This window comes from Novosphingobium sp. 1529 (assembly GCF_040544855.1).
Taxonomy (GTDB): Bacteria; Pseudomonadota; Alphaproteobacteria; order Sphingomonadales; family Sphingomonadaceae; genus Novosphingobium; species Novosphingobium capsulatum.
In genome coordinates, this window is the sequence record NZ_JBEPKW010000001.1 from 516,164 (window position 1) to 537,326 (window position 21,163).

Annotated in this window: 15 protein-coding genes; 6 read left to right on the top strand and 9 right to left on the bottom strand. The window is 65.2% G+C overall.

The window, feature by feature from the left end:
• The first annotated feature begins 99 nt into the window (after positions 1–99).
• From ABIC78_RS02335 to ABIC78_RS02350, 4 genes are read left to right on the top strand one after another with little or no spacing between them, the layout of a single operon-like run.
• A complete protein-coding gene (locus ABIC78_RS02335; RefSeq protein WP_054130375.1) occupies positions 100–621 on the top strand; it encodes a 2Fe-2S iron-sulfur cluster-binding protein in 522 nt (173 codons plus the stop codon).
• Complete coding sequence (locus tag ABIC78_RS02340; RefSeq protein ID WP_054130376.1) at positions 618–1,589, top strand: FAD binding domain-containing protein; 972 nt, start codon at positions 618–620, stop codon at positions 1,587–1,589. The genes ABIC78_RS02335 and ABIC78_RS02340 overlap by 4 nt, the downstream gene beginning before the upstream one ends.
• Before the next feature lie 5 nt (positions 1,590–1,594).
• Positions 1,595–3,847, top strand: coding sequence for a molybdopterin cofactor-binding domain-containing protein (locus ABIC78_RS02345; RefSeq protein WP_354487587.1), 2,253 nt, complete (start codon positions 1,595–1,597; stop codon positions 3,845–3,847).
• Between the two features lie 14 nt (positions 3,848–3,861).
• Positions 3,862–4,959, top strand: coding sequence for a catalase family protein (locus ABIC78_RS02350; RefSeq protein ID WP_354487589.1), 1,098 nt, complete (start codon positions 3,862–3,864; stop codon positions 4,957–4,959).
• A 21-nt stretch (positions 4,960–4,980) separates the two neighbouring features.
• Here the strand turns inward: ABIC78_RS02350 and ABIC78_RS02355 are convergent, their stop codons facing one another.
• The 7 genes from ABIC78_RS02355 to ABIC78_RS02385 form a co-directional block, all read right to left on the bottom strand.
• Positions 4,981–7,260 carry an FdhF/YdeP family oxidoreductase gene (locus tag ABIC78_RS02355; protein ID WP_354487591.1) on the bottom strand — a complete coding sequence of 760 codons (2,280 nt, stop codon included), beginning with the start codon at positions 7,258–7,260 and terminating at the stop codon, positions 4,981–4,983.
• A 121-nt stretch (positions 7,261–7,381) separates the two neighbouring features.
• Complete coding sequence (locus ABIC78_RS02360; RefSeq protein WP_354487593.1) at positions 7,382–9,526, bottom strand: catalase; 2,145 nt, start codon at positions 9,524–9,526, stop codon at positions 7,382–7,384.
• 158 nt (positions 9,527–9,684) lie between these two features.
• Complete coding sequence (locus ABIC78_RS02365; RefSeq protein WP_354487595.1) at positions 9,685–9,897, bottom strand: hypothetical protein; 213 nt, start codon at positions 9,895–9,897, stop codon at positions 9,685–9,687.
• Positions 9,898–9,984: 87 nt separating this feature from the next.
• Positions 9,985–10,599 carry a hypothetical protein gene (locus ABIC78_RS02370; protein ID WP_354487597.1) on the bottom strand — a complete coding sequence of 205 codons (615 nt, stop codon included), beginning with the start codon at positions 10,597–10,599 and terminating at the stop codon, positions 9,985–9,987.
• A gap of 147 nt (positions 10,600–10,746) precedes the next feature.
• Complete coding sequence (locus ABIC78_RS02375; protein WP_354487599.1) at positions 10,747–14,340, bottom strand: aminopeptidase; 3,594 nt, start codon at positions 14,338–14,340, stop codon at positions 10,747–10,749.
• Between the two features lie 20 nt (positions 14,341–14,360).
• On the bottom strand, positions 14,361–15,257 hold the full coding sequence (locus ABIC78_RS02380) for an ABC transporter ATP-binding protein (protein WP_354487601.1): 897 nt from the start codon (positions 15,255–15,257) through the stop codon (positions 14,361–14,363).
• Between the two features lie 93 nt (positions 15,258–15,350).
• Positions 15,351–16,238, bottom strand: a complete 888-nt coding sequence (locus tag ABIC78_RS02385; protein WP_022677583.1) for a LysR substrate-binding domain-containing protein — start codon at positions 16,236–16,238, stop codon at positions 15,351–15,353.
• Positions 16,239–16,359: 121 nt separating this feature from the next.
• Between ABIC78_RS02385 and ABIC78_RS02390 the strand changes: the two genes are divergently transcribed.
• Positions 16,360–17,115 (top strand): SDR family NAD(P)-dependent oxidoreductase, encoded by a 756-nt coding sequence (locus tag ABIC78_RS02390; protein WP_354487603.1) that lies wholly within the window; start codon positions 16,360–16,362, stop codon positions 17,113–17,115.
• A gap of 66 nt (positions 17,116–17,181) precedes the next feature.
• Here the strand turns inward: ABIC78_RS02390 and sigJ are convergent, their stop codons facing one another.
• Together sigJ and ABIC78_RS02400 are read right to left on the bottom strand one after the other, a co-directional pair.
• Positions 17,182–18,024, bottom strand: coding sequence for an RNA polymerase sigma factor SigJ (gene sigJ / locus ABIC78_RS02395; protein ID WP_354487605.1), 843 nt, complete (start codon positions 18,022–18,024; stop codon positions 17,182–17,184).
• Positions 18,021–18,473 carry a carboxymuconolactone decarboxylase family protein gene (locus ABIC78_RS02400; RefSeq protein ID WP_028658206.1) on the bottom strand — a complete coding sequence of 151 codons (453 nt, stop codon included), beginning with the start codon at positions 18,471–18,473 and terminating at the stop codon, positions 18,021–18,023. The genes sigJ and ABIC78_RS02400 overlap by 4 nt, the downstream gene beginning before the upstream one ends.
• Before the next feature lie 342 nt (positions 18,474–18,815).
• Here ABIC78_RS02400 and ABIC78_RS02405 point away from each other — a divergent pair, with 342 nt between their 5' ends.
• On the top strand, positions 18,816–21,155 hold the full coding sequence (locus ABIC78_RS02405) for a thiamine pyrophosphate-binding protein (protein WP_354487607.1): 2,340 nt from the start codon (positions 18,816–18,818) through the stop codon (positions 21,153–21,155).
• Positions 21,156–21,163 lie beyond the last annotated feature (8 nt).

Genomic DNA, 21,163 nt, shown 5'->3' on the forward strand with positions numbered 1-21,163 from the left:
CGCGGCTGCCGCTGCCCTTTCTGCCCGGTGCAGGATCGTTGCCGCCTGTTGCGCGTTCGAACCGCACATTCTCCCCCAAGACGAGGACCGCTTCCGGCCATGGCCCCCACTTTGCCAACCGCGCACGTCAACGGCCAGCCGCAGACGCTGCCCCAAGACCCCCGCCGCACTCTCCTCGATTGGCTGCGCCACGACCTGGGCCTGACCGGCACCAAGAAGGGCTGTGATCATGGCCAGTGCGGCGCTTGCACCGTGCTGGTCGATGGCAAGCGCATCAATTCCTGTCTTTCGCTGGCCGCGCTGCATGACGGCGACAGCATCGAAACGATCGAGGGCATCGGCACGCCCGACGCGCTTGCCCCGCTGCAGAAGGCGTTCGTATCGCATGATGGCTATCAGTGCGGCTATTGCACGCCCGGCCAGATCTGTTCGGCCAAAGCGCTGATGGCCGAACTGGCCCAGGGCTGGCCCAGCGCGGTCAGCGCCGATGTGGCCGCCCGACCCATCCCCACCGCCGAAGAACTGCGCGAGCGGATGAGCGGCAACCTCTGCCGCTGCGGTGCCTATTCCAACATCATCGCCGCGCTGGAAGAAGTCATCGGGGCGGAGGCGCTGGCATGAAGCCCTTCACTCTCGATCATGCCGCAAACGCAGCGGCCGCGCTCAGCGCCATGGGCCAGGGCGCGACGGCGATTGCCGGCGGCACCAACCTGGTTGATCTGATGAAGCTGCAGGTGGCGACGCCCGAGCGCCTCGTCTCGATCCGCCGCACCGGGCTCGACAGCATTGTGCCCGATGGCACGGGCCTGCGCATCGGCGCGCTGGTCACCAACGCCGATTGTGCGGCAGACATGCGCGTGCGCCAGGATTGGCCACTGCTGGCCCAGGCGATCCTGGCCGGCGCCAGCCCGCAGCTGCGCAACCGCGCGACCACCGGCGGCAACCTGTGCCAGCGTACCCGTTGCGGCTATTTCTATGATACCACGCAGGCCTGCAACAAGCGCGCGCCCGGCAGCGGCTGCGCCGCGCGCGACGGTTTCAACCGCATCCATGCCGTGCTCGGCACCAGCGATGCATGCATCGCCACCTATCCCGGCGACATGGCCGTGGCCTTGCTCGCGCTTGACGCCGTGGTCCTGACCGAAGGCCCGTTCGGCCCCCGCCAGATTCCGCTGGCGATGTTCCACCGCGAGCCGGGCGATGACCCGACGCGCGACAACGTGCTGCAGCCCGGCGAGCTGATCACGGCAGTGCGCCTGCCCGCGCCGACCGGCGGAATCCAAGTCTATCGCAAGGTGCGCGACCGCGCGTCCTATGCCTTTGCCCTCTTGTCCGTGGCGGCAGACGTGACCATGGACGAAGGCCGCATTGCGCGCTGCGCGCTGGCTTTTGGCAGCCTGGGCACCGTGCCGTGGCGTGACAGCGCCGTGGAAGCGGCGCTGATCGGGGAGAAGCCCTCGCCCGCGCTGTTCGACCAGGCGGCCGAAATCCTGCTGCGCCAGGCGCGCGGGTTTGGCGCCAACGATTTCAAGATCCCCCTTGCCGCGCGGGCCCTGGCCGCGACGCTGGCCCAAGCGACGAAGGGTTGAACACCATGCACCTCCCCCTGTCAGACATGTATAACCAGCCCGACGAACGCAACCTGCTCGACCATATGCGTCAAGGCGTGATCGGCCAGCCGCTCGATCGTCCCGAAGGGCCGCTCAAGGTCAGCGGCACGGCGACCTATGCCGCCGAATGGCGCATCGATGGCTGCGTCGAAGGCGTGCTGGTCTTGGCCAGCATTTCCCAGGGCCAGGTCAGCAGGATCGACCGCGACGCCGTGCTCGCGCGCGAGGGCGTGATTGCGGTAATCGCCGATCCGGCGATGACGCGGCGCCCGGCGCAGGGCATGGCGGCGAAGGCGCCGCAACAGGATGCGGCGAAGGTCGAATACTTTGGCCAGCCCGTGGCGCTGGTGGTGGCCCAAACCTTTGAGCAGGCGCGCGACGCTGCCCTGGCCCTGCCGATCGACTATACCGACGCCGACGGCGATCCCGTGCCGTTCGATCCGGCCGCGCCGGGTGTGAAGGTGGAAGCGCCATCCAGCAGCAAGCCGGTTGAGGGCGGTGACCTTGACCAGGCAATGCAGGACGCGGCCTTTTCCGTCGACGTGGAATACGACACCCCCGGCCACGCCAGCGCCGCGATGGAGCCCCACGCCACGATCGCGCAATGGCAGGGCGACAGCCTGATCCTGCACGGCAGCTATCAGATGCTGTCCTACAACGTGAAGGAAATTGCCGACTGCCTGGGCCTCTCGGCCGACAAGGTGCGGATCATCGCACCCTATGTTGGTGGCGGTTTCGGCTCCAAGCTGGGCATCACCCATGAAGCGGTCGCGGCCGCGCTGGCCGCGCGTGAATTGGGCCGCCCGGTGCGCGTGGTGATGAGCCGGCAACAGGTGTTCCAGACCGTGATGCGCCGCTCCGAAACGCGGCAGCGTGTGCGCCTGGCGGCCGATCCCGCCGGCCGGTTGATCGGCCTGGGGCATGAAGCACTGGTATCCAACCTGCCCGGGGAAAAGTTTGCCGAGCCGGTCACCCAGGCAACCGAGTTCCTTTATGGCGGCGAAAACCGCCTGCTAAAGGTGGAAGTGGCGCGGATCAGTCGCATGACCGCCGGATCGGTGCGCGCGCCGGGTGAAGCGGTGGGCATGCAAGTGCTCGAAGCGGCGATGGACGAACTGGCCGAGAAGATCGGCATTGATCCGATCGAACTGCGCAAGCGCAATCTGCCGGCCGAAGTTCCGGTGGCCGGCACGCCCTATTCGTCGCGCATGTTGACACAGGCGCTGGAACAGGGGGCCGACGCGTTCGGGTGGAGCGCGCGCCGGGACAGCCCCTGCCAGACGCGGGACGGCGATTGGTGGATCGGCATGGGCGTGGCGAGCGCCGCGCGCGTCAACATGATGGTTCCGGCCAAGGCCCAGGTCACACTCAAGGCAGATGGCAGCGCGGTGGTGGAATCAGACCAGACCGATATCGGCACCGGTTCCTATGCCATCCTCGGCCAGATCGCCGGCGAAATGCTGGGCCTGCCGATGGCGCGCGTTGACGTGAAGCTGGGCGACACCGTGCACCCCGCTGGTGCCGGTTCAGGCGGCAGCTTCGGCGCCATCTCCACCGGTTCGGCCGTGATGTATGCCTGCGAGGCGATCCGCGCCAAGCTGGCCAAGGCGCTGGGTTGCGACGCCGATGCGCTGGTTCTGAAAGACGGCATGGCCAGCGGCGGCGACGCGCCGGCGCGCCCGCTGCGCGATCTGCTGAACGGCGAAGACATCGCGGAAACCGGCACGATCAAGCCGGGCAAGACCGCAAAGTCATTCTCGCAGGCCAGCTATGGCGCGTTTTTTGCCGAGGTGGCGGTCCATGCCTTCACCGGCGAGGTGCGCGTGCGGCGGATGACCGGCGCGTTTGGCTTTGGCCGCGTGCTCAATGCCAAGACCGCGCGCTCGCAATGCCTGGGTGGCATGGTCTGGGGCATCGGCAGCGCGCTGACAGAGGAGCTGGCGTTCGATACCCGCGACGGGCACCTCGTCAACCATGACCTGGCCGAATATCACGTGCCGGTGCATGCCGACGTGCCGGCAATCGAGGTGATCCTGCTGGAAGAACGCGATGCCGCAGCCAGCCCGCTCCAGGCCAAGGGCGTGGGCGAATTGGGCATTTGCGGCGCAGCCGGCGCCATTGCCAACGCGGTTTACAACGCCTGCGGCGTGCGCGTGCGCAGCTTCCCGCTCACGCTCGACAAGATCCTGCCCGCCCTGCCCGATCCGTTCGCTTCCGGCGCAGACACTGCGCTTTGAAAGGAATACCGTCGATGACCAATCCCCCCATCGCCTACTCTGCTGACCTCGAACAGATCGAAGACAACGAAGCGGAAACCGACGCCTCGTTGGAAAAGTCGTTCGATCATATCCTCGAAACCACGGCGCAGGACTATGGCCGGCCGGTGCGCGCGGTTCATGCCAAGGCGCACGGCCTGTTCGAAGGCACGTTCACCGTCGATGCCAACCTGCCGCCCGAGCTTGCCCAGGGGCTGTTTGCCCAGGCAGGCCGTTATGACGCGGCGCTGCGCATCTCCACCAATCCGGGTGATATCCTGGATGACAATGTCGTGCTGCCCCGTGGCCTAGCACTGAAAGTGGAAGGGGTGCCGGGGGCCTACCTGCCAACCGCGGAAGGGGACGCGCAGGACTTCCTGTTCGTCAACGGCCCGGTGTTCGCGACGGCGCGGGCCGATCAGTTTGCCGGCAAGCTCAAACTGCTGGCCGCCACAACTGATCGCGCGCCTGGTGCCAAGGTGGCGCTGTCAACGGTGCTGGGCTTCATCAACAGTGCGCTGGGCAAGGTTGGCCTGGAATCAAGCGCCCTTGCCGCCATGGGTGGCGCGCCGCAGGTTCACCCGCTGGGCGAAACCTATTTCTCCACCACCCCGTTCCGCTATGGCGATCACGTTGCCAAGTTCCGCCTGCGCCCGCTCTCGCCCGCGCTCACTGCGCTGTCTGGCAAAGTAATCGACACCAGCGGCCGCCCCGATGGGCTGCGCGAAACCATCCGCGAGGATGCCGCCACCTTGACCGGCGAATGGGCGTTCGAAGTGCAGTTGCTGCGCGATCTCGATCGCCAGCCGGTCGAAGATGCCAGCGTGGAATGGCCCGAAGACGTTTCCCCCTTCGTCCAGGTGGCAACGCTGCGGGTGGAACCGCAGGACAGCTGGAGCGCCGACAAAGTGCAGCGGATCGATAAAACCCTGCACTTTTCGCCGTGGAACGGGCTGGAGGCGCACCGTCCGCTCGGCGGCATCAACCGCGCGCGCCGGCGCGCCTATCGGCATTCGGCTGATTTCCGGGTGGCAGCACAGCAAGGCTGCCCCGTGGCGCATGCCGAGGCGCCGGCATCCCAACCGGCCGCCTGACGGCGGCCGGAATGCGGCCGGTCAGGCCTCGATCCTGACCGGCACACCCTTGGACGCCGGCGTGTCCGACAGCTTTTCGCGCAGCGACAGCGGCACCAGGGCATTGAGTTCGGGGAAATAGCCGGCCACCGTGCCCGCCGGCAGGTCATAGGGCACGACCTTGAGCCCGCCCACCGCACGGCGCGTGGCCGGATCGGCGGCCGTCACCAGGGTGATGCGCTGCCCTTCGGCGAGGCCCAGCCGGGCGATTTCCTGCGGCGCCATCAACGCGATCGTGCGCTCTCCCGAAAGCCCGCGCAGCCGGTCGTTCATGCCATAGACCGTGGTGTTGAACTGGTCGTTCGACCGCAGCGTGACCAGGCGCAGCGTATCGTCTGCCTCATGCTGCGGGCCGGCGTTGAGTACGCTGGGGTCGGTAAACTCGGCCCGCCCGCTTTGGGTATGCCAGACCCGGCGGCGGGCATCGTTGCCGCGGAAAAACCCGCCGGGCTGATGCATGCGCCGGTCCATGTCGAAGAACTCCTTGGGATAGGTCCGCGCGATCAGATCGCGAATGCGCGCATAATCGCCGCGCCATGCATCCCACTGCCAGCGCGGGTTTTCCGGCAGGCTGGCCTTGGCCAGTTCGCAGATGATCGCCGTCTCGCTCAGCAGGTGCTCGCTTGCCGGCTTGCGCTTGCCCATCGAGCTATAGATGTGGCTGAAACTGTCCTCGATGCTGACGAACTGGTTGCCGCTGTCCTGGATATCCTCTTCCGAGCGGACCAGGCAGGGCAGGATCCAGCTTTCCTTGCCCGGCAACAGGTGCGTGTGGTTGAGCCGGGTGGCGATGTGCACTGTCAGGTCCATCTCGCGCCAGGCGGCATGGATTTGGCCGTGATCGGGCACGGCCATGGCCAGGTTGCCGCCCAATCCAACATAGGCGCGGTTCTTGCCGGCCTGCAGCGCTTCCAGGAACTTGGCCGTGTTGTGCCCATCCTGCGGCGGGGTTTCCAGCCCCAGCGCGGTGCGATAGGTTTCCACCGGCGCCAGGGCCACCTTTTCGGTAATGCCCACGGTGCGCTGGCCCTGCACGTTGGAATGGCCGCGAATGGGCGAGCAGCCTGCGCCCGGCCGCCCGATGTTGCCGCGCAGCAGGAGCAGGTTGACCAGCATGCCGATCGCCTCGCTGCCGTGCACCTGCTGGGTCAGCCCCATGCCATAGATACCGATCACCGCCTTGGCATCGGCATAGACATCGCCGGCTGCTTCCATCTCGGCGCGGGTCACGCCGCTCGCGGCTTCCAGCGCGTCCCATCCCGTGGCATCGAGCTTGGCGCGGAACGCCTCGAAACCATGGCAATGTGCGTCGATAAACCCTTGATCGAGCAAACCCGCTTCCCGCTCGGCACGCGCCAGCACATGCTTGCACACGCCCATCAGCGCGGCGATATCGCCGCCAGGGCGCACCTGCAGGTAAAGATGGCTCAGCCGCGTCGCCTTGCCCGTCAGCATGTCCAGCGGGCTTTGCGGATTGACGAATTCGACCAGCCCCGCTTCCTTGAGCGGGTTGAACGTCACGATCTTGCAGCCGCGCTTCACCGCCTGTTGCAGCGGATGGAGGATGCGCGGCGAATTGGTGCCGGGATTTTGGCCCAAGTAAAAGATCGCGTCGCACTGCTCCAGGTCTTCCAGCTGGCACGTGCCCACCGGCGATCCGATCACCTTCTTGAGGCCGACCGAGGTGGTCTCGTGGCACATGTTGGAACTGTCGGGCAGGTTGTTGTGCCCGAGCATGCGCGCGAATGCGGCGTAGAGATAGCTCGGCTCGAGCGCCGCCTTGCCGCTGGCGTAGAACGTCATCGCCGCAGGATCGATCTGGCGCAGCCGCGCGCCGATCGCGGCAAAGGCTTCTGCCCAGCTGGCGCGCAGGTAGCGGTCGCTCGCGGGATCATAGCGCAGTGGTTCGGTCAGGCGGCCCTCGCGCTCAAGCTCATTGGCGCTCAGGCCCCACAGCGAACGGACGGTGTGCTGTTCAAAGAATTCGGGCGTGCAGCGCGCGCTGGTCAGGTCCCATAGCGTTGCCTTCGCGCCGTTTTCGCAGAACTCGAACTTGGCCGGCGTCGGCGGCTTGATCCACGCGCACGAGGTGCAGGCCGTGCCATCCGGCTTGTTGAGATGCGCCAGTGTTTCCAGCGCGCCGGGGCCCGCCCGCTGCGACAGTTCGGTGGCGGCAATCCCTTCCAGCGATCCCCATCCCCCGGCTGCTTCGGGCACCTCGATCGCTTGTGCCTTGGCTTCCGGGGTCTGGGGCTCAGTCATGATCGGCTCATCCTGTCTAAAGGGTCGGCGGCACAATGAAAATTCAAGAAATCACAACGGCCATCACCCCGGATTTGATCCAGGGTGATGGTAACGTTTCACTCTTTTACCGCTTGCGGGATCAAGCCAGGGCGCGGACCTTTGGCTCGCGGGCAAAATGGCGCACCGGCCCCACCTTGATCAGGTCTTCGTTGGGCACCACGCCATCGTCCTTTTCCACACCGGCCTTGTCCAGGATCACTTGGGTGCCGGGGCAGTGGGCAATCGTCTTGCAATGGCCATAGGCGTCCATGAACCATTGCACCGCCGCGCCCTGGCGCGCCAGTTCGGCTGCCGCTTCGGGCATCAGGACCGAGGCGACGGCATCGAACATGATCGAGGGTGAACCATCAAGCTGCCCATCGGCCTTGAGCGTGCCACCCTTGACGGCAATGCCGCCCACCTTCGGCGCCACCAGGAATACCGATCCGCCGGCACCCTCAATGTCCGTCTTGAGCGTGTCGATCGCCGCCTTGTCCGATCCGTCCGCAAACAGGATGCCCACCTTGCGGCCTTCGAAGGTCTTGCGGGCCTGCTTCTGGATCGACAGCGCATCTGACGGCTTCATCGCCGTCGGCGCGCGCGCGGCGGGTGCCTTTTCCGGCAGGTCCATCGCCAGGCCCTTGGCCACGCGGCTGGCCAGTTCCTCGTCCACATTGCGCAGGCGCGACAGCACACGCTTGCGGATGTGCTCCAGGCTCACCTTCGACAGTTCGAATACGAGGGCTGAGGCGATATGCGCCTGCTCGCTTTCGGTCTGCGAATGGAAGAACAGCGCAGCTTGGCTATAGTGATCGGCGAAAAGCTCGGGCCGCACGCGCAGCTTTTCGGTGGGATCGTTGCGCTCGCCGTTTTCCCGGAACGAGGTGAACCCGCTATCCGGATCGGCCCGCGGTCCGCTGGCTTCGCCCGCTTCATTCAGCGAGTTGGGCTCGTAATTGGCGCGGCCGGTGGGCACCAGCGTCTGCATCAGGCCATCACGCTGCATGTTGTGGAACGGGCACTTGGGCGCGTTGATCGGGATCTGGTGGAAATTGGTCGTGCCCAGGCGCGATTTCTGGGTGTCGAGGTAGGAAAACAGGCGGCCCTGGAGCAGCGGATCGTTGGAAAAATCGATGCCAGGCAAAACGTTGGTGGGCAGGAATGCCACCTGCTCGGTCTCGGCAAAGAAATTGTCGACATTGCGGTTCAGAGTCATGCGGCCAACAATTTCCACCGGCACGTCTTCTTCGGGCACCAGCTTGGTCGCGTCGAGCACGTCATAGGGCTGCTTCGCCGCCCATTCCTCGTCAAACACCTGCACGCCCAGATCCCAGGCGGGATAGGCGCCGCTGTCGATCGCTTCATACAGGTCACGACGGTGGAAATCGGGATCGGCACCGGCGATCTTGACCGCTTCGTCCCAGATCAGCGATTCCAGGCCCTGCACCGGCTTCCAGTGGAACTTGACGAAGCGGCCCTTGCCCTTGGCATCAACCAGGCGGAAGGTGTGGACGCCGAACCCTTCCATCGTGCGCAGTGTGCGCGGAATGGCGCGATCGCTCATCGCCCACATGATCATGTGCATGGATTCCGGCATCAGGCCGACGAAATCCCAGAACGTGTCATGCGCGCTCGCCGCCTGGGGATAGCCGCGATCGGCCTCCATCTTCACCGAGTGGATCAGGTCGGGAAACTTGATCGCATCCTGGATGAAGAACACCGGGATGTTGTTGCCAACCAGATCCCAGTTGCCTTCGTCGGTGTAGAACTTGACGGCAAAGCCGCGCACGTCGCGCGGGGTATCGACCGAGCCGGCCCCACCCGCCACGGTCGAAAACCGCACGAACACCGGGCAGGTCTTGCCCTTTTCCTGGAACAACCCGGCCTTGGTCAGTTCGGGGATTGCACGGGTCACTTCAAACACGCCGTGCGCACCCGATCCACGCGCGTGAACGATGCGCTCGGGGATGCGCTCGTGATCGAAGTGGAAGATCTTTTCGCGCAGGATGAAGTCTTCCAGCAGCGCCGGGCCGCGTGCGCCGGCCTTGAGGCTGTTCTGGTTGTCGGCCAGGCGATGGCCGAAGTTGTCGGTCAGATAGCCATCGGCCGGGGCACCCGCCGCTGCATCCTGATGGGTTTCCCCGCCACTGCCAGCGCGGGTTTCGTATCCTGCGTTTCCGGCGCCGGGCTGATGATCATGCAGCGCATTGCTCTGCGCGGGCGAAGACTTGGGGGGCTTGGTCATGGTCATAGTCCTTTTACCGGCGGCAGGCGCGCGCGGTCGCCCGGACAAAGCAGCAAACGGCTTCGCCCGGCAGCAGACGCCAAAAATGAAACGGGTACGTTCAATTAAAGCGAAACCCCCGTTCCGATGCCGGAACGGGGGCTTGCTTGGGTATCACATTAAACGGCGGGAGCGCGGCGCGCCTGGCGCTTGGCCATGTAGCGCTTGGCCAGCAGACCACCGGTTGCTGCCGCGACAAAGCCCACAGGGCCCAGGCGCCGCAGCACGGTGGCAGCAGCCACGCCAAGCAGAGCACCGCTGCCTTCGCTCATCCCGGCGGTGCGCTCTGCAATCTTCTTGCCGACCACGGCGGAAACGATCTTGCCAATCACGGGGCGCCCTTTCGATCTGGGGAAATTCAAGGGCTTTAACGCCTGCGTGCGGCCATCGTTCCACGCCGTGCGTCAGTTGGCAGCAGATCAGACCTTCTGGCCGACAGCGGGCGCGGGAACGGCCGGTGCCTCAGCCTTGGCGGGAATCGCCTGGCTATTGGGCTTCACCGCGCTGCAACTGTCGGACGCCGCCTGGGTTACGCGCGGGGCCGCCTGCGCGCCGCCTTCAGAGCTGTACGATACCGTGCGGGTGCAGCCCGAAGCGTCGGTCGTGCTCGACACATAAGTCATGTGCACACCCTTGGGCAGGTTGGTCATGCCCGCCACCGTCATGCCCGGCATGCCGTCTGCCGGCGCGGCAGTGCCCTGGGCCATGGCAGCGCGCTGCATCAGCGCGGCTTGCTGCATCATCGCGGCGGCCTGCTGATCGAGCATCGCCGAAACCAGCGCCATGTGGGCAAAGGGATCGGCCGCCATCAAGGCCTGCTCGTCGGCAGCCGGATCAACGCCAGCGTCCATCGCGGCCACCGGCTGGATCGCGATGCGCGGCGCGACAGCGCCGTGGTACTGTACCTGCGCCACCGTGCCATCGGGCAGGTTCACCAGCATCGTGTGCAGATCATTGGTTGCAGCCTGGGCGGCGCAGGCACCAGCTACGCTCAACGCTGCGGCACCGATCACAAACTTGGGAAATCCTGGCATGGATATCGCTCCTTGTGCTTGTTTGCGCGGGAAATCTCCGCAATCGGGCTGAACGCGCGATGAAGCAGCAAAGGCGATGCGACGGGCTGTGAAGCAGTGGCGCCCCACGCCGCGCCAGCAAGCGCGGCATGGGACGACAGGTGATCATCAGCCGCCCGTGACGGCGATGACATTGTCATCGCTCTTGCGGTCGATGAACGTGTTGTAGGGATCAACCCCGGCATAGGCCGGCTTGCGGCGGCTGGTCAGCACAATCCTGCTGGTGCCGTCGTGCAGGCGATGCCGCTCCATGGTGATGACATCGGCCTTGCCAAAGGCGCCCTCGCCCGGCTGCGCGGTGAACAGGCCAATGTCGACATCCTGATCGAGTGGCACAGGGGTGCTGGTGCCCTTGCCATCGTCGCGTGCCATGCTGGCGCTGAGCGTCAGCGTAGTCTGCCAGGTGCCATCGGCGCGGCGCTGGGTTTTCGCGCTGTCCGCCTTGAAATCCCACACCGTGATGGTTTCCAGAAGATCACGCACCAGCGCATGTTCCTGCGGCGTCCGCGCCAGCGCGTGGAAGCCGCGCACCAGATCCATCGAGGTGGAATAAGGCGGCCCCTGAAAGCGATAGCGCGCCAATATCTGGCGCAGCATGGCATTGACCCGCGCCTCGCCGAGGCGATCCTGCAGCAGGTAGAGCGCGACCGCGCCCTTGCGATAGTGGATATAGGGCTGGTCTTCCACGCGGGCCAGCGGCACTTCCTCCACCGCTTCCCGCCCGCGCGAGGAAAGGTAGCGATCGAGTTCATAGCGCAGGAAGCGGCGGATCTTGTCCGGCCCGTAAAGCTGCTTCATCACCATCAGCGCCGAATATTGCGCCAGCGTTTCAACCATCATTGTCCCGCCCTGCATTTCCGCGCTGATTTCCTGGTGGGCCCAGTACTGATGCGACAACTCGTGCGCGGCGACATAGGTGGCGTAGTCGATCTTGTCGGGATCGCTGAAATCACCCAGGAACCCGATCGATTCCGAAAACGGCATCGTGCCGGCAAAGGCCTGGGCAAAGCTGGCATAGCCGGGGAATTCGACGATGCGGGCATAACCGAACTGATAGGGGCCAAAATTGCGGCGGTAATAGCCCAGCGCCACACTGGCGGCGCGTTGCAGGCGCGCGACGTTATAGGCGTGGTGCGGGTCATAATAGATCGAGACCTGCACGCCATCGGCATCGCGGGTGTCGATCGCATAGCGGGCCGACTGGATCGACCAGAAGTTGAGGATCGGCACACGCGAGACAAAGCGCGCGGTGCGCTGCCCGCCTGCCACCGCATCGGCCACCTTGTCGCCCGGCGCCAGCGGCACCTGGTCGGCGGCGGTGGTGACGGTGATGTCGCTCGTCACCCAGCTGGCGTTGGCGATGTAGTTGAACCGCCGCGCGCCCTGGTCTTCCAGCTTGGGCATGCGGTGCTCTGCCGGCAGCCCGTGTTCGCGGCGCTTGACCGGATCGCTCAACATGGCGGCGCGCTGGATGCCGATCGTCGGCGCGATCTCGCTGGAATCGAGGAACGTGCCATTGGCCAGCAGGCGCGTGTCATCGCCCAGCGGGTTGATACCCTGCTGCCAGCGCCGCACGCGGAAATGCAGCCGCGTGGTGGCGCCCGGCGCCAGTGGGCGGTCGAACGTGAAGAAGCGCACCTGGTGCCGATCATCGTCATGGCTCACCCGCGCGCCATCGATCGTCAGCGCCAGGACATCGCGATCGTGCTGCGGCAGCATCAGGTGCACGGTGGACAGCGGCGCGCCGGTGCTGTTGACCAGGTCATAGGTGCCCTCTGCATCCATCCGCAGCGTGGCCGGATCGATGCGGACCTTGAGCGCGATATGCGTGACGCTCGGCTCGGGCGCATATTCATAGCGGGCATAGAGCTTTTCGAGGTTGGCCGCGTCGATCTCCTGCTGCGCGCCGTTTTCGTAATGGTTGCGCACGTCCATCTGATAATAGAGCCAGGCGCCGGTTGCCGCCATGCCGGCCAGCGCGGCCAGGATCAGGCCGCCGGCTGGGCTGCGCAGCCGGCGCAGCGCCTGGCGGCTGCGTGCGCCGACGCCATCGTTGGCACCACGCGGCCACAGCAGGTGCGCCGCCGCCATCAGTGCCACCAGCAGCAGCCCCGAATAGAGCCGCAGCCACCAGTTGGTGGCCCAGCCCACCCGCGCGCCGTTGATGTCGGTCAGCGGATTGGGCACGCTAGAGGCATATTGGTACAGCGGGTGGTCCCAATGCATCGCCGAGGCGACGATGCCGAACACGAACCACACCAGCAGCAAGCCCCAACCGACATACTTGCTGGGCGAAACCACCTGAAGGAACACGGCCAGACCGGCCAGCAACACCATATCGGCCGTGGTCGGCACCAGGTACCACCACAGATATTGCCCCAGGGCGATCGCGGTAAAGCCATTGGCCAGTTGCACGCCAATGCCCACCAGCGTGCCCAGCGCCACGGTGATGAACAGCACCAGCACCAGCGCCAGCACCTTGGGCAGCAGCAAGGCCCAGCTGGGCAAGGCGCTGGCATCGATGATCGCGCTGATCCGCCGCTCACGATCACGCCAGACCAGTTCGCCGGCATAGAACCCGGCGATCACGATCGGCCCCAGCGTGAACGCGCTGCGCAGCGCCATGATCTGCAGGAACGTGGCAGGATAGCTCTTGCTGCCATACATGCTGTCGCTGAAGCTCAAGGCCGCCAGCGCGTTGATCGCGCCCACGGCCACCAGCACCAGGAACGCCGGGCTGCGCAGGATCATCCGCGCCTCGAACGTGATGCGCGCGATCAGGCGCGGCCATTGCGCGCGGGCCTGGTCAGGATCGGGCAGCCGGCTTACCCGGTTGGGCGTGGCAGCGGCAAGCTTGCGCGCGCGCCGTGCTTCGCGCCGCAACTGGCGCTTGCTCGCCGCCGGGGTAGCAAAGCTGAAACGCCACCATGCCAGCGCCAGCGCTGCAACCGTGACAGCGAGCCAGATGGCGCGGTTTTCCATCATCAGCGCGGAAAACGGAAAAGGCTGCGCGTTGATTTCCGCCAGCGTCCAATAGCGGGTTTCGAGCGCGATGCCGACAACGCCGAACGGATCGGTGAGCGCCGCCAGCGTGCGCAGATCGGGATGGCTGGAGAGGATGCCGCGCGTCACGCCCCAGACCAGCAGGCTGGCCACCACCGCCACATAGGTTGCCATCATCGAGCGGGTGAGCGTGGCCACGGCAAAGAAAAACGCCGCACTCCACAACAGCGTGGGCATCGCCACCAGCACGAAGGGGCGCAGATAGGTGCCGAGCCGGTTGGGCCCGATCGTTTCGGGATCGAGCCAGGGCATCAGCGAACCGACGAAGCTGCCCAGCGGCACCGCGGCAAAGACCAGCAGCGAGACGAGATAGGCCCCGGCAAAGCGGCCGAACAGGTAATCGCCCTTGCGCACCGAGGTTGCCCGCACCAGCGGGCCAAAGCCGCTGTCATCATCGCGCACGATCACGTTGGCGACGAATGCCGTGGTGGAAAACAGCGCAAAGATGGTCATCACACCCTGGGTCATCGCCAGGGACAGCGTGCCGTTTTGCCAGGCATTGTCGGGCGTGCCGCCGATCGAGATCTGGCTCGAGGCCATGGCGCCAAACGCGAGGAGGAAGAACAGCGCGAACACTACCCAGAACACCGGGCTGCGCAACTGATAGCGGATTTCGAACGCGGCGATGCGGCCAAGCATGTCTATGCCCCCTTGCCCGCTCAGGCGACGACGGCCGCCGGCGCGGGTGCGCGCGCGGCAAGCAGCGTCGAGAAATAGACATCCTCAAGCCCGCCGGGAACGGCGGTGAAGCCCTCTCCTGGCGCCGTGTCGGCAATCACGTGCACCACGGTGCGGCCACCACGCAGGCGGGTGGAGATGACGCGGTGCGCCGCGCTGATCGCGGGCAGATCGGCGCGGTCGATCGCGCACTCCCACACTTGGCCAGCCAGGGCGCCGATCAGGGCGGTGGGCGCGCCTTCCAGCAGGATCTGCCCCTGCCCCAGGATCGCCATGCGTGGGCACAGGTCGGTCACGTCGTCCACGATGTGGGTCGACAGGATCACCACCACGTTCTCGCCGATTTCGGCCAGCAGATTGAGGAAGCGGTTGCGCTCTTCAGGATCGAGCCCGGCGGTCGGTTCATCGACGATGACCAGGCGGGGATTGCCGATCAGGGCCTGGGCAATGCCAAAGCGCTGCCGCATCCCGCCCGAATACCCCGCCACGGCCTTGCGCCGCACGTCCCACAGGTTGACCTGGGCGAGCAGCGTCTCGACCGTGTCGCGCCGCTCGCCCCGCCCGGCGATACCCTTGAGCACGGCCATGTGATCGAGCAGATCATAGGCGCTGACGCGGGGATAGACGCCGAAATCCTGCGGCAGATAGCCAAGCTGTCCACGGATCGCGTGGGGATCGCCGACCACGTCGATGCCGTCGAACATGATCCGTCCGCTGGTGGGGATTTGCAGCGTGGCGATGGTGCGCATCAGGGTGGACTTGCCCGCGCCATTGGGCCCGAGCAGCCCGAACATGCCCTTGGGAATGGTCAGGCTGACGGCATCCAGCGCGCGCGTGCCATTGCCATAGACGTGGGAAACCCCCTGAAGTTCAAGCATGATCTGATGTGCCCTGCTGCCGTGATCGAACCGGGGCAGGCTAGGCAGGGCACCGCCGCTTGGCAAACACCGCTCGACGAACGCCTTGGTCGATCATTTGGGAAAGGTCGCCGCGAGGTGATCGATCAACGCGCGCACCGCTGGCGGCAACCCCCGCCTGGTGGTGAAGACCAGGTGCACGATACCGATCTGCGCGCGCCACTGCGGCAGGACATGCACCAGTTGCCCCTGGCGCAGCGCCTCTGAACACACGTGATCGGGCAGCAGCGCCACGCCCAGGTTGCGGATCGCGGCGGCGCGCACGGCGGTAAAGTCGCTGCAGGTCATGCGGGGCTCGTGCCGCAGGCGGTGGGTTGCGCCATCAATGTGCTCCAGCTGCCATTCCACCTCGCCAATTTCGTCAGAAGTGCCCAGTGTCGGCATCGTGGCCAGCCCAGCTGGATCCGCGCCCATGCTTTCTGCCAGCTGTCGGCCGGCCACGAGGATACGTGCCGAGGTGCCCAACGAACGCATCGTCAGCGCCGCATCGCTGGTCAAGGCCACGCGGACGCGCAAGGCAAGGTCGATACGTTCTTCGATCAGGTCGACGGCGCGGTCGCTGGCGATCACCTGCAGGCGCACGCGGGGATAGCGGGCGAGAAATCCGGGCAGAATATCCGACAGGATCTCGACCAGGCCGGTCGGGCAACTGAAGCGCACGCGGCCATGCGGTTCGGCCTGCGCCTCGGCCACCAGGGCGACGGCCTGCTGCGCCTCTGTCATCATGGCACGGCAGCGTTCGTAAAATGCCTGGCCGACGTCGGTCACGCGAAAGCGGCGGCTCGATCGCTCGATCAGCCTTACGCCCAGCCGCGCTTCGAGAGCAGCGACACGGCGGCTCAACTTTGACTTGGGTTCGCGCAGGGCACGGCCCGCCGCGGCAAAGCCGCCATGCGCCACCACCTCGGCAAAGTAGGCATAGTCGTTGAGGTCTTCGCGCATCAGCGTTCCTTTGATGCAACGATACGTATCAATTTTGCTGACTACAGCCAATATCGTTGCACACTTATGTGCTTTTTCACCGGCGCAGCATGGCGCCGCTCCAACCAACAGGAGATGAAAGATGGCACAGGATTTCAACAACAAGGTGGTGGTGGTCACCGGCGGCACATCGGGTATCGGATTGGCCACGGCGCAGGCGTTCGCAGCAGCTGGCGCAGCGGTGTTCATCACCGGACGCCGCCAGGAAGCGCTGGATGCGGCAGTCAAGGCAATCGGCGGGCGGGTTACCGGCGTGCGCGGCGATATGTCCCAACTTACCGATATCGATCGCCTTTACGATGCCGTGCAACAGCAGCACGCCCAGATCGACGCGCTCTTCGCCAATGCTGGCGGGGGCAGCTTCGCCCCGCTCGGCGCAATCAGCGAGGAACATTATCAGCAAACCTTCGACACCAATGTGAAGGGCGTGCTGTTTACCGTACAAAAAGCGCTACCCTTGCTGCGCGATGGCGCTTCTGTCGTTCTTACCAGTTCGACCGCGGCGATCACCGGCACCGCAGCGTTCAGTGTCTATTCCGCGACCAAGGCGGCGGTGCGCAGTTTCGCACGAAACTGGGTGCTCGACCTGAAGGACCGCAAGATCCGCGTCAACGCCGTCAGCCCGGGGCCGGTCGAAACGACGGGACTGGTCGAACTGGCAGGACCAGACGCGGCATCGCAGCAGGGCCTGCTCGATTTCATGGCAGGACAAGTTCCGCTCGGCCGGGTTGGCCAACCGGATGAAATCGCCAAGGCTGTCTTGTTCCTCGCTTCGGACCAGGCAAGCTTCATCAACGGCATCGAACTGTTCGTCGATGGCGGCATGGCCCAGATCTGAACCGCAAATGCGGGGCGCGCTGCAATTGGCGGTGCGCCCCGCGCGGCTTGGGCAAGGGGCAAAGGCTCAATGCACGCGCGTCAGCTTGTCGGGATTGCGGATGACGTAGATGGCCTGGATGTGCCGGCCCTCCACCAACAGGGCCGTGGTCTGCAGCAAGCCATCGGGCTCTCTCGTGATAAAACCCGGCAGGCCGTTGATCGTGGTGAACCGCACCAGTTCGGAAGGGGCGCGGCGCAGCCGTATCAGCGCCGCCTGGGCGCGCAGATATTCGCTGGCGCCTTGCAGGATACGCGCCACTGCGGGGCGCTTGCCGCCGCCATCTGCATGGAACTGCACGTCCTGGGCCAGCAACATGCTCAGTTGCGCCATGTCTCCCTTCTGCGATGCCTCGAAAAAGGCAGCGGCGATGGCCTTGCCCTGCTGGTGATCGATCGGGAACCTTGGCCGGGCATCGCGCACATGCCCCCGCGCGCGGCTGGCAAGCTGGCGGCAGGCGGGCACATCGCGATCCAGCACCAGCGCGATATCCTCGAACCGCTCTCCAAACACGTCATGCAGCAGGAAGGCTGCCCGCTCGAGCGGGGAAAGCCGCTCGAGCGCCAGCAGCAGCGGCAGGGTCACATCGTCATCGAGCGCGTCATCCACGGCCGGTTCGGGCAGCCACGGCCCGATATAGATTTCGCGCTGGACTCGCGCCGATTTGAGGTGATCGAGGCACAGGCGCGTGACGATGCGGCGCAGAAACGCGGCCGGCACTGCCACCTCTGCATGATCCACCGCCTGCCAGCGCACATAGGCATCCTGCACCACGTCTTCGGCATCGGCAATCGTGCCCAGCATGCGATAGGCAACACGCAGCAAGGTGGATCGCTGCGCGTCAAAGATCTCGCCCGCCGTCTGGCTCATTTCCAGCCCAGTTCCGGCGCATAGAAATTGAAACCGACCGCCAGGCGGTTCCATCCGTTGATCACATCGATCGCCAGCGTCAGTTGCACTTGCTCGGCCGGGGTGAACTGCGCAGCCAAAGCGGCATGGACGGCATCGGGCGCGCGGCTGGTCGCGATCTGCGTCATGTGTTCGGTCCAATCCAGCGCCGCGCGTTCGCGATCGGTGTAGCACGGCGCATCACGCCATGCAGCCACCAGATGGATGCGCTGCTCGGTTTCGCCAGCCTTGCGCGCGTCAGACGTGTGAATATTCAGGCAATTGGCACAGCCATTGATCTGCGAGGCGCGGATTTTCACCAGTTCGAGCAGTGGCTTTTCCAGGCCGCATTCCGCCACTTTCTGCGAATAGGCAAACCAGGCTTTGAAAATGTCGGGCGCGGCGGTGTAGAGATTGAGGCGCGGGGTCATGGTCAGCATCCTTTCGATAGGGATGCCATCATGACGAACCCGCTCCACGCTTTGTGACATGGACACTGGATTTTACTGCTCCACCTGCAAACACGCAAAGGCTGGCGGCCTTCGTGCGGGACGGACCAGGTGCTGCTTCCGAGCGGAATCGCCATACCCTTAAACTCGCTCGCGATACCGAAGCATTCCGATGGCATCGGCGAAATTACGGCAATATTTCCTATCAATCACAATGCATATTGGCAGAACCTGCCATTTCAGACGATTTAAGGGCAATCCTTTCGCAAGGACATGCCCCGCCAAGCAGCGCTAGAACCTGTCGCTCCACATCAGGACACGCTCATGGACACGACGATTTCCCCTTCCCGGCAGGACACGATCAGCGCGCTGGAGCATCTCGACACGCGCCTGTTGTGGCTTTCGTCGTGGATGATCCACAATGCCAACCATCTGCGTCCCAAGCGCGATGGCCTGAAAGTGGGTGGCCATCAGGCCAGTTGTTCGTCGATCACCGCGATCATGGCGGCGCTCTATTTCCATGCGCTGCGTCCGCAGGATAAAGTGGCGGTAAAGCCGCACGCCGGACCGGTGCTGCACGCCATCCACTATCTGCTGGGCAACCAGACGCGCGAGCGGATGGAGCGGTTTCGCGGCCTGGGCGGCGTGCAGAGCTATCCCAGCCGCACCAAGGACAAGATCCCGGTCGATTTCTCCACCGGCTCGGTCGGCCTGGGCGTGGCAGTGACGGCCTTCAGCAGCCTGGTGCAGGATTATCTCATCGCGCATGGGCAACTGCGCGAGGAAGACGCCGGGCGCATGATCGCGCTGATGGGCGATGCTGAACTCGATGAAGGCAATATCTACGAATGCCTGATCGAGGGCTACAAGCACGACCTGCGCAACTGCTGGTGGATCGTGGACTACAATCGCCAGTCGCTTGACGCCACCACGGCCGATCGCATGTTCCGCCGCTTCGACGATATCTTCGAAACCTGCGGCTGGCGCGTCATCACGCTCAAGTATGGCAAGATGCAACTGGCCGCCTTCGCGCGGCCGGGCGGCAAGGCGCTGGAAGAGTGGATCGACAGCTGCCCCAATGCCGAATTCGCGGCGCTGACCTATCAGGGCGGCACGGCCTGGCGCGAGCGGCTGCTGGCCGACATTGGCCACAAGCCCAACGTGAAGACGCTGCTCGACAGCTATGACGATGTCGAGCTGGCGCGGCTGATGACCAACCTGGGCGGCCATTGTGTCGAAACCCTGATGGATGCCTTCGACGCCGCGCAGGACGATCGCCCCACGCTGTTCATCGCCTATACGGTCAAGGGCCACGGGCTGCCGCTCGCCGGCCACAAGGACAACCATTCGGGGATGATGAACCCGGCGCAGATGGAGCAATTCCGCCTGAGCCTGGGCATTGCCGAGGGCAACGAGTGGGAGCCGTGGGGCGCGCTCGGCGACAATGTCGCCACCGATCTCAAGGCCTTCGTGGCCAATTCGCCAATCGCCCGGACCAAGGCTGAACCGGTTGCGCCTGCCGTTCCCGTTCCAGCGATACCCGCCCCCGAGGGCGCCGACCAATCGACGCAGGCCGCGTTCGGGCGCATCCTGCTCGAATTGGCGAAATCGGGCGAGGAACTGGCCGATCGCATCGTGACCACGGCCCCCGATGTCACGCAGACGACCAACTTGGGCGCCTTCGTCAACCAGCGCGGGCTGTTCCGGCGGCAGGAACTGGCGGACGTGTTCCACAAGGCCAAGATCCCTTCGGCGCAGAAGTGGGCGCAGCATGCTGCTGGCCAGCACATCGAGCTGGGCATTGCCGAAAACAACTTCTTCCTCATGCTGGCGTCGCTGGGCCTGGCCGCGCCGCATTTCGGCACCCGCCTGCTGCCGGTCGGCACGGTCTATGATCCGTTCATTGCGCGCGGCCTCGATGCGCTCAACTATGGTTGCTATTCAGACTCGCGCTTTCTGCTGGTGGGAACGCCATCGGGCCTGACGCTGGCCGCAGAGGGCGGCGCGCACCAATCGATCAACACCCCGCTGATCGGCATGGGACAACCCAACCTCACCTATTTCGAGCCGGCCTATGCCGATGAACTGGCCGCGATGATGGCGTTCGCGTTCGATCACATGCAGCAGGTCGATGGCGGCTCGGTCTATCTGCGCCTGACCACGCGCGCGATTCCGCAGATCACGCGCACAGATGACACCTGGCGGGAAGACGCCTTGAAGGGCGGCTACTGGCTGCGCCGCCCCGCAGAAGGCGCGGATGCGGCGATCGTGTTTACCGGCGTGGTGGCCACCGAAGCGCTCGCGGCCTGGGAACAGCTGGTCGATGATATCCCGGGCCTGGGCCTGCTCAACGTGACTTCGCCCGACCTGTTGCATCGCGGCTGGTCGGAACGCCACGCGACACGCTGGACCACCGGATCGCCAGCGCCCTGCCATGCCGAAACCCTGCTGGCGCCGCTTGCGCCGGGCGCCGGCCTGGTGACGCTGATCGACGGATCGCCCGGCGCGCTGTCGTGGCTTGGCGGCGTAAAGGGCATGCGCGTCAGCCCGCTCGGCACCGACCGGTTTGGCCAGACCGGCGATCTGCCCGATCTATACCGCGAATACCGGCTGAACAGCGAAGCCGTCATCGATGCCGCGGCAGAACTGTTTCTGGGGCAATGACGTGGCAA

Coding starts and splice junctions, on each gene's coding strand:
- ABIC78_RS02390 (WP_354487603.1), top strand. CDS start 16,360: ATGGCACAGGATTTCAACAACAAGGTGGTGGTGGTCACCGGCGGCACA.
- ABIC78_RS02355 (WP_354487591.1), bottom strand. CDS start 7,260: ATGACTGAGCCCCAGACCCCGGAAGCCAAGGCACAAGCGATCGAGGTG.
- ABIC78_RS02350 (WP_354487589.1), top strand. CDS start 3,862: ATGACCAATCCCCCCATCGCCTACTCTGCTGACCTCGAACAGATCGAA.
- ABIC78_RS02360 (WP_354487593.1), bottom strand. CDS start 9,526: ATGACCAAGCCCCCCAAGTCTTCGCCCGCGCAGAGCAATGCGCTGCAT.
- ABIC78_RS02345 (WP_354487587.1), top strand. CDS start 1,595: ATGCACCTCCCCCTGTCAGACATGTATAACCAGCCCGACGAACGCAAC.
- ABIC78_RS02380 (WP_354487601.1), bottom strand. CDS start 15,257: ATGCTTGAACTTCAGGGGGTTTCCCACGTCTATGGCAATGGCACGCGC.
- ABIC78_RS02385 (WP_022677583.1), bottom strand. CDS start 16,238: ATGCGCGAAGACCTCAACGACTATGCCTACTTTGCCGAGGTGGTGGCG.
- ABIC78_RS02375 (WP_354487599.1), bottom strand. CDS start 14,340: ATGCTTGGCCGCATCGCCGCGTTCGAAATCCGCTATCAGTTGCGCAGC.
- ABIC78_RS02400 (WP_028658206.1), bottom strand. CDS start 18,473: ATGACCCCGCGCCTCAATCTCTACACCGCCGCGCCCGACATTTTCAAA.
- ABIC78_RS02405 (WP_354487607.1), top strand. CDS start 18,816: ATGGACACGACGATTTCCCCTTCCCGGCAGGACACGATCAGCGCGCTG.
- sigJ (WP_354487605.1), bottom strand. CDS start 18,024: ATGAGCCAGACGGCGGGCGAGATCTTTGACGCGCAGCGATCCACCTTG.
- ABIC78_RS02340 (WP_054130376.1), top strand. CDS start 618: ATGAAGCCCTTCACTCTCGATCATGCCGCAAACGCAGCGGCCGCGCTC.
- ABIC78_RS02335 (WP_054130375.1), top strand. CDS start 100: ATGGCCCCCACTTTGCCAACCGCGCACGTCAACGGCCAGCCGCAGACG.
- ABIC78_RS02370 (WP_354487597.1), bottom strand. CDS start 10,599: ATGCCAGGATTTCCCAAGTTTGTGATCGGTGCCGCAGCGTTGAGCGTA.